Annotated in this window: 15 protein-coding genes; 8 read left to right on the top strand and 7 right to left on the bottom strand. The window is 59.3% G+C overall.

The window, feature by feature from the left end; all coding sequences use genetic code 11:
* Positions 1 to 26 precede the first annotated feature (26 nt).
* The 4 genes from B9Z49_RS20095 to B9Z49_RS20080 are packed head-to-tail and all read left to right on the top strand — an operon-like array spanning position 27 to position 4,458.
* The gene (locus B9Z49_RS20095) at positions 27 to 1,301 is read left to right on the top strand and encodes a ribulose-bisphosphate carboxylase large subunit family protein (RefSeq protein ID WP_108355221.1); all 1,275 of its coding nucleotides are present in this window, start codon (positions 27 to 29) and stop codon (positions 1,299 to 1,301) included.
* A gap of 3 nt (positions 1,302 to 1,304) precedes the next feature.
* Positions 1,305 to 2,711: a four-carbon acid sugar kinase family protein gene (locus B9Z49_RS20090; RefSeq protein ID WP_233254737.1), complete on the top strand. Its 1,407-nt coding sequence runs from the start codon at positions 1,305 to 1,307 to the stop codon at positions 2,709 to 2,711.
* A gap of 55 nt (positions 2,712 to 2,766) precedes the next feature.
* Entirely contained in the window at positions 2,767 to 3,540 is a 774-nt protein-coding gene (locus tag B9Z49_RS20085) for an SDR family NAD(P)-dependent oxidoreductase (RefSeq protein WP_108355220.1), read from the top strand.
* Positions 3,541 to 3,567: 27 nt separating this feature from the next.
* Entirely contained in the window at positions 3,568 to 4,458 is an 891-nt protein-coding gene (locus B9Z49_RS20080) for an alpha/beta fold hydrolase (RefSeq protein ID WP_108355219.1), read from the top strand.
* Positions 4,459 to 4,518: 60 nt separating this feature from the next.
* On the opposite strand, the gene B9Z49_RS20075 is transcribed toward B9Z49_RS20080, so the two are convergent.
* From B9Z49_RS20075 to lptF, 6 genes are read right to left on the bottom strand one after another with little or no spacing between them, the layout of a single operon-like run.
* Complete coding sequence (locus B9Z49_RS20075) at positions 4,519 to 5,574, bottom strand: alpha/beta fold hydrolase (protein WP_158273557.1); 1,056 nt, start codon at positions 5,572 to 5,574, stop codon at positions 4,519 to 4,521.
* A gap of 6 nt (positions 5,575 to 5,580) precedes the next feature.
* Positions 5,581 to 6,750 (bottom strand): pyridoxal phosphate-dependent aminotransferase, encoded by a 1,170-nt coding sequence (locus B9Z49_RS20070; protein ID WP_108355217.1) that lies wholly within the window; start codon positions 6,748 to 6,750, stop codon positions 5,581 to 5,583.
* 23 nt (positions 6,751 to 6,773) lie between these two features.
* On the bottom strand, positions 6,774 to 7,715 hold the full coding sequence (locus B9Z49_RS20065) for a CysB family HTH-type transcriptional regulator (RefSeq protein ID WP_108355216.1): 942 nt from the start codon (positions 7,713 to 7,715) through the stop codon (positions 6,774 to 6,776).
* Positions 7,716 to 7,762: 47 nt separating this feature from the next.
* Positions 7,763 to 8,134, bottom strand: coding sequence for a sirohydrochlorin chelatase (locus B9Z49_RS20060; protein ID WP_233254736.1), 372 nt, complete (start codon positions 8,132 to 8,134; stop codon positions 7,763 to 7,765).
* A gap of 8 nt (positions 8,135 to 8,142) precedes the next feature.
* Positions 8,143 to 9,249, bottom strand: a complete 1,107-nt coding sequence (lptG, locus tag B9Z49_RS20055) for an LPS export ABC transporter permease LptG (RefSeq protein WP_108355214.1) — start codon at positions 9,247 to 9,249, stop codon at positions 8,143 to 8,145.
* A complete protein-coding gene (gene lptF, locus B9Z49_RS20050; RefSeq protein ID WP_108355213.1) occupies positions 9,246 to 10,355 on the bottom strand; it encodes an LPS export ABC transporter permease LptF in 1,110 nt (369 codons plus the stop codon). The genes lptG and lptF overlap by 4 nt, the downstream gene beginning before the upstream one ends.
* 24 nt (positions 10,356 to 10,379) lie before the next feature.
* On the opposite strand from lptF, the gene B9Z49_RS20045 reads away from it, so the two are divergent.
* The 4 genes from B9Z49_RS20045 (at position 10,380) to B9Z49_RS20030 (ending at position 13,933) form a co-directional block, all read left to right on the top strand.
* A complete protein-coding gene (locus B9Z49_RS20045; protein WP_108355212.1) occupies positions 10,380 to 11,924 on the top strand; it encodes a leucyl aminopeptidase in 1,545 nt (514 codons plus the stop codon).
* Between the two features lie 31 nt (positions 11,925 to 11,955).
* Complete coding sequence (locus B9Z49_RS20040) at positions 11,956 to 12,390, top strand: DNA polymerase III subunit chi (RefSeq protein ID WP_108355211.1); 435 nt, start codon at positions 11,956 to 11,958, stop codon at positions 12,388 to 12,390.
* Positions 12,387 to 12,662 carry a hypothetical protein gene (locus B9Z49_RS20035; protein ID WP_146188573.1) on the top strand — a complete coding sequence of 92 codons (276 nt, stop codon included), beginning with the start codon at positions 12,387 to 12,389 and terminating at the stop codon, positions 12,660 to 12,662. The genes B9Z49_RS20040 and B9Z49_RS20035 overlap by 4 nt, the downstream gene beginning before the upstream one ends.
* Before the next feature lie 104 nt (positions 12,663 to 12,766).
* A complete protein-coding gene (locus B9Z49_RS20030) occupies positions 12,767 to 13,933 on the top strand; it encodes a branched-chain amino acid ABC transporter substrate-binding protein (RefSeq protein ID WP_108355209.1) in 1,167 nt (388 codons plus the stop codon).
* Between the two features lie 255 nt (positions 13,934 to 14,188).
* Here B9Z49_RS20030 and B9Z49_RS20025 read toward each other — a convergent pair whose 3' ends face one another.
* Positions 14,189 to 15,136 (bottom strand): dienelactone hydrolase family protein, encoded by a 948-nt coding sequence (locus tag B9Z49_RS20025; protein WP_108355208.1) that lies wholly within the window; start codon positions 15,134 to 15,136, stop codon positions 14,189 to 14,191.
* Positions 15,137 to 15,517: the final 381 nt, after the last annotated feature.

Raw genomic sequence — 15,517 nt, 5'->3', positions numbered from 1 at the left:
TTCTTCCTAATTAGCAGACTTGATCCATGAGCCAGCCTGGTGCGCGTTCCGAATTCACAGCCCGGTATTTCGTTGAAAGCACGGTGCCCTCCGGCAAAGTGGCCGAAATCATTGCTGGGGAGCAATCCAGTGGCACCTTTGTCACCTTGCCCGGCGAAACCGCGCAATTGAAAGAGCGCTCGCGTGCCCGGGTCACCCGAGTGCAGCCGATTCCTTCCAGCGCGCAGCCCACACTGCACAGTGCTTTGGTGCAGCGCCAGGGGCTGGATGGGCCTTTTGAGCGGGCCGAAATCGAGATTGCGTTTCCGGTGGCCAATGTCGGGGCGAATTTGCCTTCGCTCTTGGCCACGGTGGCTGGCAATTTGTTTGAGCTTGGTGAAGTCACGGCTTTGCGCTTGCTCGATCTTGATTTGTCTCCCGCCTATGCCGCCGAGTTTCAGGGTCCGGCCTTTGGCATTGAGGGCACGCGCCAGTTGGCGGGTGTGCACGGGCGTCCCTTGGTGGGCACGATTGTCAAACCCAGCATTGGCTTGAGTGCTGAGCAAACGGCGCAGTTGGTGGACTCTCTGTGCGCTGCGGGGATTGATTTCATCAAGGACGATGAATTGATGGCCAATGCGCCTTACGAGCCATTTGCTGCGCGACTGGCGGCGGTGATGCCGGTGCTGCATCGCCATGCCGACCGATTGGGTCGCATGCCGATGTATGCCTTCAACGTGTCGGGCTCCATCGATGACATGCTGCATCAAAGCGACGCCGTGGCCGCTGCCGGTGGCACTTGTGTCATGGTCAGTGTGAATTGGGTGGGTTTTGCCGGGGTGGAGCATTTGCGCAAGAACACCGCTTTGCCCATTCATGGCCACCGCAACGGTTGGGGCGCGTTGACGCGCCACCCGGGCTTGGGTTTTTCTTTTGCGGCTTATCAAAAGCTCTGGCGGCTGGCAGGGGTGGACCATTTGCATGTGAATGGGCCCAGCAGCAAATTTTGGGAGCCCGATGCGTCGGTGTTTGCCAATGCGCAGGACTGCTTGCGCCCATTTGCAGGCTTGCATCCTTTGATGCCTGTTTTTTCTTCAGGCCAGTGGGCCGGTTTGGCCCCGGAAATTTACCGACAGCTGGCCTCTTGCGACCTGATGCATTTGGCGGGGGGTGGGATCATTGGCCACCCAGACGGCACCGCCGCCGGAGTGCAAAGCATGCGCCAGGCTTGGGAGGCGGCCGTTGCGGGCGTGGACCTTCAGCAGGCCGCTGCCCATCAAAGCGCTTTGGCCCGGGCCTTGTCGCATTTTGGGGTGAGCTGACCCATGACTGAACAATCACCCAAGACCGCCATGCGGCTGGCTTTTTATGGCGACGATTTCACAGGCTCGACCGATGCGCTGGAGGTACTGACCTTTGCAGGGCTTCGCTGCGCTTTGTTTTTGCAGGTGCCCAGTGCGGCATTGCTAGAGGCCTTGGGTCCGTTTGACGCCGTGGGCGTTGCCGGTCACAGCCGCGCCATGAGCCCGGATGAGATGGATGAGGAGTTGCCGCCCGTATTGGCCGCGTTGGCCCAGCTGCCGGTGCCCTTGGTGCATTACAAGGTGTGCTCAACTTTTGACAGCCATCCCGATGTGGGCAGCATCGGGCATGTGATGGATTTGGCGCGCCAGGCCTTTGGCCACGGGGTGATTCCAGTGGTGGCCGCCACCCCGGCCCTGGGCCGTTATTGTGCTTTTGGACACTTGTTTGCGCGCTCGGCAACGGACGGCCAAGTGCATCGAATCGACCGCCATCCGATCATGCGTGTGCACCCTGTGACGCCCATGACCGAGTCGGACTTGGCCAGGCATTTCTCCATGCAGACGCGCCAAACGGTGGCGGGTGTCAAGCTGCCCCTTTTTGAGCGGCCCGAGGCGCTGCAGGATGCCGAAGTGGACGCCTTGCTGGCGTCGCCCTGCGAGGCTTTGCTGTTCGATGGCACCCGACCTGAACACCTGACGGCCACCGGGCGGCATTTGGAGCGTTTGTCGGCTTTAAGCCCGGGGCCGATGTTTGCTGTGGGCTCTTCGGGGTTGGAGTACGCCTTGACGCAATGGTGGGGTGCGGGTTCGCCCACGCCATGGCCCGCCTCAGCCCCATCATTTGATGGCTTTTCGGCTGTTGCTCAGGTTTTGGTGGTGTCAGCCAGTGCTTCGGCCTTGAGCGCGCAGCAAGTCGACGTGGCCGTGCAGGCGGGCTTTGCAGAGGTGGCTTTGGATGTGTGTGCATGGCTCACGCAGCGCGAACAGGCCTTGGCGGACATGGCCCAGATGATCGTGTTGGCTTGGCACAGCGGGCACAGTGTGGTGGTGCACACGGCACGCGGTACGGGGGATGTGCGCATCGGTCAATTGCGTGATCGTTTGATGGCCTCGGGGCTGTCGCAGGCGCAAGCTGCGCTGCAAGGCGGGCGTTTGGTGGGCGAGTGCCTGGGTGAGTTGACCGAGCGGGTGTTGCTAACCGTGGATGTGCCACGTTTGTTGCTCTCGGGCGGCGACACATCGAGCACCATCATGCAGCGGCTGGGCCCGCAGGCCTTGCAGGTGCATGCCCGCTTGGCGCCGGGTGCACCTTTGTGCAAGCTCTTCTCGGACAAGCCCCATTTGCGCCAACTGGAGGTCGCTTTGAAGGGCGGTCAAATGGGGACGGCTGATTTTTTTGTCCAGGCTTTAAGCGGGCGTGAGGCTTGATCGCGTGTGCAGCGGTCGAGTGGGTGCCCTGTTGGCCAATCAACAGAGGGTGTGTATGACGTTGTCAGCTTCAAATGGGCGCGTGGCCTTGGTGACCGGTGGGGCCAAAGGGATTGGCGCAGAGGTTTGCCTGGCTTTGGCCGCCAAAGGATTCAAAGTTTGGGTGGCCGACAAAGATGTGCAAAGTGCGCAGGCTTGGGCAGATGAGCTGCAAAAAAAAGGGGGGCAAGCCCAAGCCGTGTTGCTGGATGTGGCCGATCCAGCCTCAGTGGCGCAGGTGTTTGCGGCGGTGGAGGCGCAGGATGTGCGGTGTGATGTGCTGGTCAACAGTGCCGGCATCGCCAAAGTTTTCCCCTTTCTGGATTTCCCTTTGGACAACTTCTTGGCCACGATGGCTGTGAATGTGACGGGGACTTTGTTATGCGCTCAACACGCCGCTCGGCTGATGGTGCCTCAGCGCTGGGGCCGCATTGTGAACATCGCGTCGGTGGCGGGTTTGCGGGCTGTGGGCAAGGGGCGGACGGCCTATGGCACCTCCAAAGGGGCGGTGGTGGCTTTGACCCGGCAAATGGCGGTGGAGTTGGCCGAGCATGGCATCACCGCCAATGCGGTGTGTCCCGGGCCGGTGGATACCCCCATGACGCGTGAGTTGCACTCGGAACAGTTTCGCGGTGAATACGCCAAGGCCATTCCGATGGCGCGTTATGGCCTGACCACAGAGGTTGCAGCGGCGGTGATGTACCTTGTGTCTGATGAGGCCAGCTACACCACGGGTGTGGCCTTACCCGTCGATGGGGGTTTCATGTCGGCCGGTGCGCCGGGCTTGTGAGTGCGTGTTCATGCAAGGGAGTGACAGATGCCGCCTGATCTGAAGTTCGTGGACACCGATGTACTGCGCATCGGTTATCAAGATTGGAACCCGGGTGCTGGACGCACGGTGATTTTGTTGCACGGTTGGCCCGACAGTGTGCGCACTTGGGCAGGTGTAGCGCCTTTGCTGGCGGCGCAAGCTTGGCGGGTGGTGGTGCCCGCGTTGCGGGGGTTTTCGCCCACACGGTTTTTGCACGCCAAGACGCCGCGCAGTGGTCAAATTTCTGCCCTGGGTCGCGATGTGCTGGATCTGATCGAGAGACTGGAGTTGAAGCAACCGGCTTTGGTGGGCCATGACTGGGGCGCCCGTGCGGCCGCCAGCGCTTGCGCTTTGCAGCGGGGCGTGGCCAGCCACCTCGTGATGATGTCGGTGGCCTATGGCACCAATTTACCATCGCAGAATTTGTCGCTGACACAGGTGCGCAACTATTGGTACCACTGGTTCATGGCCACGCCCAGAGGCCAAAGTGAGGTGCGCGAGAGGGGGACTGCTTTTGCCAAAATCATGTGGGACACCTGGTCACCGGCCGGGTGGTATGACGACCAGGAATTCGATGCCACGGCCGAAGTGTTTGCCAACGACGACTGGCCAGAGGTGACGCTTCACTCTTACCAGCACCGCTGGGGGCATGCCCCGGGCGACCCGCGTTATGCCGCCGAAGAAGAAGCCTTGAGCCGTGTCTCGCCCCTGGATTTGCCGACTTTGATGTTGCACGGGGGCGTGGATGGCGTTAACCCCGCGTCAACATCCGAGGGGCAAGCATCGCTTTTTTTGAACCGTTATGAGCGCAAGGTGCTGCCCGCGTGTGGGCATTTTCCGCAGCGTGAAGACCCTGTTCAAGTGGCCCAAGAACTGATCCGTTTTTTGGCCGACTGAGCGCTTAGGCAGGCGCGCTACAGCATTCAGGTTGGTTTGCTTCGCAAAACTTTAGGTTTTTCAAAGCCCCTTGCAAACCACTTGTTGAGCTTGGGCAGTGCTTTGTCGTTGGGGCAAGGGGGTGTTGTGCAGCCAGCGGGCCATGTCTTGCAGTGGTTCGCGCGTTCGCAGTTGGCGCGTCAGCAGGTGCCAGCCTTCGGGGTAAATGACGATGTCGGTCGTGCCGGGCTGTGGCACCGCCGTGTTCAGGTGCGTGAGCCAATCACACACGGGTTGCGCCGGGATGATGCGATCGCGCAGGCCGTACAGCACCAGGGTGCGTTGGGGTGGCAAGGCGGTTTGGGTTTGAGCGCGGCCCATGAGTTCGGTCACCCCGGCTAGGCTGCCGACGCGGGTGGCTTTGATGAACAGCGGGTCGCGGCTCAAGTCGCGTGAGACTTCAGGGTCATCGGTGGGTCGGATGCCCAATGAGGGCAGGCCCCGGCCAGTGAAGCTCATCTCGGGTGCCACCAGGTTCATGGTGTACAGGCTCAGGCGTTGGTACCAAGGCATGCTGTTCGCACCCCAAACAGCGGGGGCTTTGAGGATGAGTTGGTCGGCGGCAAGTCCTGGTGCTTCGCTGGCAGCCACCAGCACGACTGCGCCACCCATGCTTTCACCCACCACTGTGAGGGGCAGTCCAGGGTGGCGCTCGCGCAGCTGGGCCGCGATGTCGCGCAGGTCAGCCAGCAGCGTATCCGTGCCAGGCCAGATACCCGGCTGGGGGTTGGCACCAAAGCCGCGTTGGTCGTAGGCGTAGACCGTGGCCTGCAGTTCGGCCAGCAGATGCTGGGCCAGCGGCTCAAAGGCTTTGCTGTAGTCGTTGAATCCGTGCACGGCCAGCACGATGTGCTGTGGCTGAGGGCTGATCCAAAACCTGCCGACTAGGCTTTGGCCTGTGGGCAAGTCAAAACGGGTGGGGGTGGATGGCACGGCATTGCTGACCACGATTTTGTCGGGCAGCACAGGCGTTAGGGCTTGCGGTGCGGAGACCGAGCAGGCGGCCAGCAGCGCGAGGCCAGCGGTGGCAAGGCTGTGCTGGAGACGCTTGAAGGTCTCCAGCTTGGGTTTGTTCACTGACACTCAAAGCCCTTTGAGTTTGTGCAGCGCTGCATGCAAGGTTTCGTCGGTTTTGGCAAAGCAAAAGCGGATGACTTTTTGGTCAAATCCGTTGCCATAAAAAGCCGACATGGGGATCGCGGCCACGCCGATCTCAGCAGTGAGCCATTGGCAGAAGTCGGCTTCGCTCAAGTTTTTTTCGGGTACTTGCAGGCCCGAGATGTCGGCGCACTGGAAGTAGGTGCCTTCACCCGGCAAAAGCTTGAAATGTGTTTGCGCCAAACCTTGGCGAAACAGGTCGCGCTTGCGTTGGTAAAAAGCGGGTAACTCCAAGTAGGGTGCCGGGTCGGCCATGTAGCGGGCCAGGGCGTGTTGCATGGGGGTGTTCACGGTGAACACCATGAACTGGTGCACCTTGCGCAGCTCGGCCGTGTAGTCGGCCGGAGCGGCCACAGTGCCGACTTTCCAGCCCGTCACATGGTAAGTTTTGCCGAAGCTGGAGACGATGAAGGCGCGCGCAGCCAGGCCGTCGAAGTGCGCGGCGCTCCAGTGTTGCAAGGGGTCGTAGACCATGTGTTCGTAGACCTCGTCGCTGATCAGCACCACGTTGGTGGGGGACAGAATGTCTTGCAGGGTCAGCATTTCCTCGCGTGTCCAGACCATGCCGCTGGGGTTGTGCGGGGTGTTGATCAGGATGGCGCGGGTGCGCGGGCCGATGGCCGCGCGAATGCGATCGAAGTCTGGGCGAAAGCTGCCAGGGGTCAGGGGCACGCGCACCACGCGGCCACCGGCCAGCTCGATGTTGGGCACGTAGCTGTCGTAACAGGGTTCGAGCAAGATGACTTCGTCGCCAGGGTGCACGATGGCCAAGATGATGGCGAGGATGGCTTGGGTGGCACCGGCGGTGACGGTAATCTCGCTGGCCGGGTTGTAACGGCGGCCATACAGGGCTTCGATTTTGGCGGCCACGGCTTCGCGCAGCGGGGCCACGCCGGGCATGGGCGGGTATTGGTTATGGCCATCGCGCATGGCGTCATTGACCAAGTCGGTCAACCGTGGGTCACACGGAAAGTCCGGAAAGCCCTGACCGAGGTTGACGGCTTTTTTCTCGGCTGCCAAGGCGGACATGACGGTGAAGATGGTGGTGCCCATGTGGGGCGCCTTGGAGATGAGGGTGGGGCTGTTGGCGGTCATGAGTATCAGAATGGCGTTGGCGGTCAGAGTTCGTAATCGTTGACGTGGCCCGTCATGGCTTTGGCAATCAGCGGTGCGGTGAGGCGGTCACTCAGCAGTTCGGCAAATTGGTACACAAACTGTCGCAGGTAGGCCCCGCGCTTGAAGGCCACGCGAGCCACGTTCATGCCCAGCAACTGGCCCAGGGGGCGCACGGCCAGGTCTTTGACGGGGTCGTCTTGTACGGCCATTTCGGCCACGATGCCGATGCCCAGGCCCAGTCGCACATAGGTTTTGATGACGTCGGAGTCGATGGCTTCGAGGGCAATGCGGGGCGTGATTTTCTTGGCCGCAAAGGCCTGGTCAATTCGGCTGCGCCCGGTGAAAGAGGGGTGGTAAGTGATCAGCGGTTCGCTGGCGATGTCTTCGAGCGAGAGGTGGCTTTTGCTGGCCAGGGGATGGTCTAACGGCAGCACCAGCACGTGTTGCCACTCATAGCATGGCAGGGTCACCAGTTCTTCGTAAGCCGACAGGGATTCGGTGGCGATGCCGATCTCCGCTGTGTCGTCCAGCAGCATTTTGGCCACTTGGTCGGGTGCGCCCTGGTGCAGGCTGATGTTGACCTTGGGGTATTTGTCGCGCAGCTTGGCCACAGGCACGGGCAGCACATAGCGGGCTTGCGTGTGGGTGGTGGCAATCGATAAAGTGCCGCTGTCCTGGGCGCTGTATTGCTCGCCGATTTTGCGCAGGTTGCTCACTTCGCGCAGGATCATCTCGATGCTTTGCAGCACGTGCAGGCCGGGTTCGGTGATGCGTTTGAGTCGTTTGCCATGACGGGCAAAGATCTCGATGCCCAACTCTTCTTCCAACTCGATGATGGCCTTGGACACCCCGGGCTGCGAGGTGTGCAGGGCTTTGGCGGTTTCAGTCAGGTTGAGGTTGCGTCGAGCGGCTTCTTGGACGAAGCGAAATTGGTGCAGGTTCATATGACTATGGTTATATGGATGACCTGCATTATGCTTTACATGTCTGATTAAACCGATCCGACCGCGATCTCGGCCATGAGTGCGGTCATGGCGGGGTGTTCACCGATGGCGGGCAAGAGTTCAAACGACATTTGTGGGTAAGCCTCGGTCAGGCCTTGCACCAGATCGGGCAGGTCTTCGCGGGCGTGTCGGCCCACGCCCAAAAACATGGGCACGATGCGCAGATGGTTAACGCCTTGTTTCATCAGCACCTCCACGGTGCTGGGCAGGTCTGGCGCGGTCAGCTCCAAAAAAGCCACGGCCACGGGCAAGTTGGGTTGTTGCGCACGCACACGCTCGGCCACGGCGTCAATGGGCAATCGCCAAAGCGGATCGCGTGAGCCATGGGCGAACAAAATCACGCCGCTGTGCGGTGTCATGGGGCTTGTCATCGTCTTAAAACCATCCACCAAAAGGCCGCTAACGAGACGGCGCTGTAAATGAGCGCGGGTGCGGCTGAGGTCAGCAGGGGCTGCCAGTTGTTCAGGTTGCCGACGTGGCTGAAAACGCTGTTGAGCAGCGAAAAGCTGATGCCCGCGAGCACGCCCGCAAAAACGTGTCCGGCGATCTGCCCCGAGCGGAAATGCAAATAGGCGAAGGGCAGCGCCAGCGCCAGCATGACCAGGCAACTCAAGGGGTAAAACACTTTGCGCCAAAACTCAATTTCGTAGCGCTGGGCGTTCTGGTTGTTGGCCGAGAGGTGGCGCATGTAGCTGAACAACTCCCAGGTGCTCATGCGGTCCGGGCTGAGCAAAGCGGCAGCCACCATGTCGCTGCTGATGTCGGTCGTCCAAACTTTGTTGGCAAGCTTGGTGGCACTGAATGGCTTGGGGTCGGCTGTGCTGGGCAAGAGGATTGATTTTTCTTCCACTTCGCTCAGCTGCCACTGGCCTGGCTGAATTTGAGCCTGACGGGCTGTCGTGATGCTCAAAAGCTGGCCTTTTTCATTGAAGGTGTGAATGCGCACGTCTTGCATCTGCCGGATGCCGTCAAAGCGGCGCACGTTGACCGCGTATTGCTGGTCTCCCTGCTTCTCGCGCAACCAGGCCCCGGTTTGGCCTGTCGTCAGTTGGCCCATAAAAGGGGCCTTGAATTGCTGTGCCTGTCGCTCTGCCCAAGGCGCGGCGTAGTCACCAAAAAAGAAGGTGATGGCGACAAACACCAGGCCCAGCTTGAGCAGCGAGGAAAGGGCCATCCAGGGCTCCAGACCCCCTGTGCGCAAGATGGTGAATTCGGAACTTTGGGCCAGCCGCGCCATGACAAAGATGCTGCCAATCAGCACCGAGATCGGCAGCAATTCGTAAATGTGGTCAGGCGTTTTGAGGGCGATGAACAGCAGGGCGTGCTGCAACTGGTAGCCCTGTGCAGCATGCCGCGCGATGGCCTGCAGCTCGTCGACCAGGTCAAAAAACAAAAACAGGGCCAAAAAGCCCAGGGCCACAAAGACCACCGCGCGGATGATTTCGCCGTAAAGCAGTCGGCGCACAGTTTTCATGCAGTGGCCTCCGGTTGGCGGTTCACGGCTGGCAGGAGGTGACGCCAGCTCCAGTTCATGTGGCGCAGACTCAGCCACACCAAGGCCAGTGCCAAGACGCCGCCGTGCAGCATTAGCATGAAGGGTAAAGCATCGATGCGACCCACGCTGATCCAGTTTTGGCCCACGGTGAGCAGGTTGTAGTAAGCCACAAACACAAACAGCGCCAAACCCAGGTGGTAACTTCGGCCGACCCGGGGGTTGACCGCAGACAACGCCAGTGCCAGCAGAATCAAGTTGATGGCGGTGAACAGCAGACCGATGCGCCAGGCCAGTTCGGCTCGATTGGCGGGCGTGGGTTGTTCAATCAGTTGCCAGGTGGTGCTTTGGCGGCTGTTGCGCACGGAATTGAGGGGCGCATAGTTGGCATCAATCAGCAGTTGGTAACGGTCAAACTGGGTCAACCGGGTTTCACCAGTAGCGAGGACGGAGAGCCATTGCTGGCCGTTTTCCAGAAACAGGAACCGGTCGGTGCCTACAAATTCGACCCGCCCGCGAGAAGCTGTGGTCACACTGTCGAACTGGTCGTCACGGCTGGAGACAAACACGTTGTTGCCCGTGCGTTCACCCGGACTGTCCTTGTCAATGAAGAACACCCGGTTGCCGCCTGCGGACTCTTGAAACTGGCCAGGCGCGATGCGCTCGACATCGTTGCGTTTTTCAAAGCGTTGGCGCAGGTCTTGGATTTGCTGGTGACTCCAAGGCCAAACAAACAGGGCCAGAAGAGCAATCACCAGCAAGATGGGCCAGGCAAAACGAAAAAGGGGCTGGATAAACTGGCCCAAGCCCTGGCCACTTGAAAACCAAATGACCATTTCACTTTCGCCATACATGCGCGATAAAGTGGCCACGCATGAAATAAAAAGACTCAAGGTGATGATGGTGGTCATCTGCCCCAGGACGCTGAAACCCATGACCAGCATCACCTCGGATGGGTTCACGCTGCCCCGACTGGCCTGACCCAGGGTGCGGATCAGGATGATGGTCATCACGATGGTCACCAAAATGACCAGCGTGGCGCCAAAATTGCGGGCAAGGTCTTTGCGTAATGAGGAATGGAATAACATTAGGAAAACAGGAAAACCCGAATTATGAACTTCGAATTTCAAAAGCTCTCTCTGTCTCATGCCATGACCGCCTCGGTGGACGCTATGGTGGTGCTTTGGCCTAGCCAAGTGCAGCCCGATACCCAAGCGGTGGAGCCGGTCTCACGCTTGTTGGCCCAAGCTATTGCCCACGGTGATTTTGAACTCAAAGCCGGTGCCTTACTGAGTTTGTACAGCCAGCCAGGCATGGCCGCCCGACACGTGGTGGTGGTCTGCAGCGCAGACAACCAGCCCGGGCAGATACGCAGCGCCATGCAGGCGGCTTGGGTTGCGCTCAAGGCGGGCAAGATCAAACGTCTGGGGTTGCACGTGGTAGGTGAGGCGTCTGTCCAAGGCCTGCAAATGGCGCTCAGCAGCCTGGCCGATGCCAGTTACAACTACACCACCACCTTGAGCAAGCCCAAGGCCCGCATGCTCAAACAGGTGCTGGTGAGCGCCACGCACGACAGGGCTGAACTGCGCCAGGCGGTGGCCCAGGCCCAGGCCCTGGTCGCCGGGGTCGAGTTGGCCAAGGAGTGGGCCAACCGCCCAGCCAACCATGCCACGCCCACACACTTGGCCGAGACGGCCAAAAGCATCGCCTCGGGCCGCGCCTTCAAATGCGAGGTATTGGGCCCCAAAGAAGTGGCCAAACTGGGCATGGGCGCGTTCATGGCTGTGGCCCAGGGCGCGGCCGAGCCTTTGCGCTTCATTGTCATGCGCTACAACGGCGCGGCGGCCTCGCAGGCTCCGGTGGTGCTGGTCGGCAAGGGCATCACTTTTGACACGGGCGGTATTTCCATGAAGCCTGCCGCCGAGATGGACGAGATGAAATACGACATGGGCGGCGCGGCCAGTGTGCTGGGCGTGTTCAAGGCCCTCGGCCTGCTCAAGCCGGCCATCAATGTGATCGGCCTGATTCCCGCCACCGAAAACATGCCCGATGGCTTGGCAGTGAAACCAGGCGATGTGGTGACCAGCATGAGCGGGCAAACCATTGAAATTTTGAATACCGATGCCGAGGGCCGTCTGGTGCTGTGTGATGCACTGACCTATGCCGAGCGCTTCAAACCACAAGCCGTGATCGATATCGCCACCCTGACGGGTGCCTGCGTGATCGCGCTGGGCGCAGTGCGTACGGGCCTGTTTTCAAGCGACGACGCGCTGGCCATGCAGCTTCAGCACGCGGGCGAGGCCTCGGGCGATACCTGCTGGCGCATGCCTTTGGATGACGCTTACGCCGAGGGTCTGAAGTCGCGTTTTGCCGATGTGGCCAACGTGGCCGGCCGGGCCGCAGGCTCGGTCACTGCGGCCAAGTTTTTGCAGCGTTTTACCAAGAGCTTTGCCTGGGCACACCTGGATATCGCGGGCACCGCTTGGCGCAGCGGTGCGGCCAAGGGGGCCACAGGTCGCCCTGTGGGCTTGCTTTTGCAGTACCTGCTGACCGCTGCGCAAGCGACGCCAACGGCTAAATCCCATGGCAAATCCAAAGCTGCGGTCAAGTCGGGCGTGAAGAGCAAAGTCAAGGCGCGCACTGCGGGCAAGGCTTGAGCTTACAGTTTGCACCCAGCCATTTTTACCCATGACCCGCATTGAGTTTCACTTCAATACTGGCGAACGACTGCTGCACACTTGCCGCTTGCTGCGCAAGGCGCGTACTCAAAATTTGCGCATCGCGGTGGTGGGTGCAACCGCAACGCTCAAGCAACTCGACGCCGAACTGTGGCGCTTTCAGGATGTATCATTTTTGGCGCATTGCACCGTACATGACGCCTCAGATGTTCAGCAGGCTTCGCCAGTGGCTCTTGGACCGGATCCACATGCCTGGGGCATCGACGAGGTGTTGATGAACTTGGGAGATGATGTGCCTTTGGGCTTCGAGCGCTTTGCCCGCTTGATTGAGATTGTTTCCAACGACGAGCACGGTCGCGACCAAGCCCGGTTGCGTTGGAAGCATTACAAAAGTCTTGGTTACGAACTTTTACAACACGATTTGTCCAAGGTGGCCGACACATGACACAAGCTGAAACACCGTCTTCGAGCCAACCTTTCTCCCCTGATCAAATTCCAACTTTGACTCAGGACATGGCGTTGGCTCACGTACCGCAGGCAGTGCATGTGGCGCTGGATGCGCGGGTCGCCGAGAAACAGACCTTGATGGCCTTGTCTTCGGATCTGCTTGAAAATCTCCGCCCAGAAATTGAGCGTTTGACGGCAGATTTGGTGCAAAGAACCTTGCAAAGTGTTTGGGACAAGCGCGCGCGAACCTTCCAAGATGTTGAGCCCTGATGTTGCGAGCACACAGGTTTTGGTTTTTCCTGAGTTACAGAAGCACTTTTTTGCAGTATCTTTACGGCTTGCTTGATTGAAGCAAATTTATTTTCGGAGTTTCTATGAAATTTACTGGTTCACGTTCTTTGACCATGGTGTCTGTTGCCGTTGCAGCAGTGGTTTTGGCCGCTTGCGGCAAAAAAGAAGTTGTATCGACCGAACTGGTCGTCAAAATCGGTCACGTGGGTCCTGTCAGCGGTGCCATCGCTCACTTGGGCAAGGACAACGAAAATGGTGCCCGCATGGCCATCGAAGAGCTGAACGCCGCGGGCCTGAAGATTGGCGACAAAACTGCCAAATTCGAGTTGCTGGCCGAAGACGACGCAGCCGATCCCAAGCAGGGCACTGCAGCGGCCCAAAAATTGGTCGATGCCAAAGTCAACGGCGTGATCGGCCACCTGAACTCCGGAACCACCATTCCCGCTTCGCAGCTTTACAACGGCGCTGGCATTCCTCAAATCTCTCCTTCGGCCACCAACCCCAAGTACACCCGTCAGGGTTACGCGGGCGCTTTCCGCGTGGTGGCTGATGACGTGCACTTGGGCGGCACTCGCGGGAAATACGCCGTAGAGACCCTCAAAGGCAAGAGCATCGCCGTCATCGACGACCGTACTGCTTATGGACAGGGCGTGGCTGAAGAGTTCAAGAAAGCTGTGGCTGCGGCCGGAGGCGCTGTTGTTGGCCACGAGTTCACCACCGACAAAGCTTCTGACTTCAACGCCATCCTGACCACCCTGAAGGCCAAGAAGCCCGATATCGTGTTCTTTGGCGGCATGGACGCTGTGGCTGGCCCGATGTTGCGCCAGATGAAGTCCTTGGGCATCAATGCCAAGTTCATGGGCGGTGACGGCATCTGCACAGCTGAATTGGCCAAGTTGGCCGGTGACGCCATGAAAGACGAAGGCGTGGTCTGCGCTGAAGCCGGTGGTGTGGAAGGCGAGCAAAAAGTCGGCATGGACAAGTTCCGTGCAGACTTCAAAGCCAAGTACAACGCCGACGTGCAGGTGTATGCACCTTACGTTTATGACGCTGTCAAGGTCATGGCGACTGCCATGGTCAACGCAGGTTCAGCCGATCCTGCCAAGTACCTGCCTGCTTTGAAGAGCATCAATTACAAAGGCGTGACCGGCAACATCGCTTTTGATGAAAAAGGCGACATCAAAAACGGCGCTTTGACATTGTTCACTTACAAAGGTGGCGAGCGTTCACAGATCGCTGTGGTTCGTTGACCGCTTGGCCCGGAGGGAATCGGGGCCGTCAGGCGCAGTTCGGTCAAGCCGGATAACGCCAAGCACAGCCAAAAAAGCCTGCACATGTGCAGGCTTTTTTGTGCTGGCTGCGCACATGGCAGGGTCTGAGCCGAGTGCAGCCCCAGTTCAAAATGGCGGGTCAACTGTGTGTGGATCTGGCTGGGCTGGCGCTTCGGGTGTTTGGACCGTGCGCGACATGGGCTTGCTGGGCAGGCCTGGTGACCGCGGCAGAACTCAGCTGCTGGGCCTTGCGATCAAATTTTTAACGAACGATTGGATGTGGCGTCGCATGTCATCGGTGGCATCATCGCTGCGGCATACCGCAAATTTATTGTAAACATTCATGGCTTTGCCACATTCGCCGTCGACAGGGATACCGGCAGCCCCTCTGTTCGCCGAGTCCCAACCATGCGTCTGGTCTGGGTAATGACGCCACTGGGAGGCTGACTCCAGTACCCGCTTCGGACACTCTGAGATGGGTGTCGCCGTGTCCTTGCCCCCCGTGAAAACGATCACAGGGGCTGTATAGGGGGACAGAGTAGGGGCTGTGGGTGTGCCATGCGAAAAGCAGCCTGGATAAGCAGCGATGCCCCCGCGGTACAAGCCCTTCATGTGGCCACTAAGGAACGGGTCATCTGTAAAGGCCCTGAGAACGGTCCAGCCCCCTTGGCTGTCGCCCATGACAAACATTTGTGCCGTGTCCACCTTGTTAACATCGCGCAGCCACTGGCCTGCTGCAATGACGTCAAGAGACCTCATGTTGGCGCCAAAACGTGTTCTGGTGGCCCAATTTTCACTTTGACCTCGGCTCCAGTAACTGTCGAGCACCAGGACATTCGCATGGAATGTGTCGCGAAACCAAAGAGCACTGGCGAAGTTGGTGGGCACCAGTCCATGACCCCCATGCACCACCACAAAAGTTGGGCGGCCCGTGGCACCTTTAGGATGAGGCGTCCAACTCGCCAAGAGCAGCCCCTTGCCATCAAACGATGGAACCTGCGCCTTCATCTCACCCAACTTGACCAAAGTGGTGTTGTTGTACAGGCTGTATTGTGTGATTGGCCTCGCGGGTGCGCTCGAGACAGTGATCGGCGGCTGGAAAAATCCCACGTCAAAAGGAATGGTTTGGCAACCCGCAAGAAATGCAAAGACCAACAGGACCGAGAGTGCTGTAAATGTCATGGATGACTCCAATTCTGGGGCAACTACAAACGATACCACCGGTAAAACCGGAGATTGGGGAACGCATCCGCTCAAGCCTCATGGGGCTCAAAATGCCAAGCCCAACTGATGCGCCCATCGCGACGCATCTGAAAATCTTAAGCAATCAAATGGCCAGACGACTATTTTGAAACAATGACGGTGAAAGGGCAGACTTGTCTACCGAGTTAAGCATTGAGTGGCACGGTGTGGGTCTGGAGTGAATAATGAGCTACAATCGGCATAGGGGGGCCGCAATTATTGCAGCCACCCCTGCCACACCACCGGGCATGCGGGTCCGCACCCGGCGGTTCGAGAGCTTGAGGTCATGACAGCCTTGGCACTCCCAACCTATCAAAGTAC

The sequence above is a fragment of the Limnohabitans sp. 2KL-51 genome, assembly GCF_003063645.1.
GTDB lineage: Bacteria > Pseudomonadota > Gammaproteobacteria > Burkholderiales > Burkholderiaceae_C > Limnohabitans_A.
This window is presented reverse-complemented; position numbering and strand designations above follow the sequence as displayed.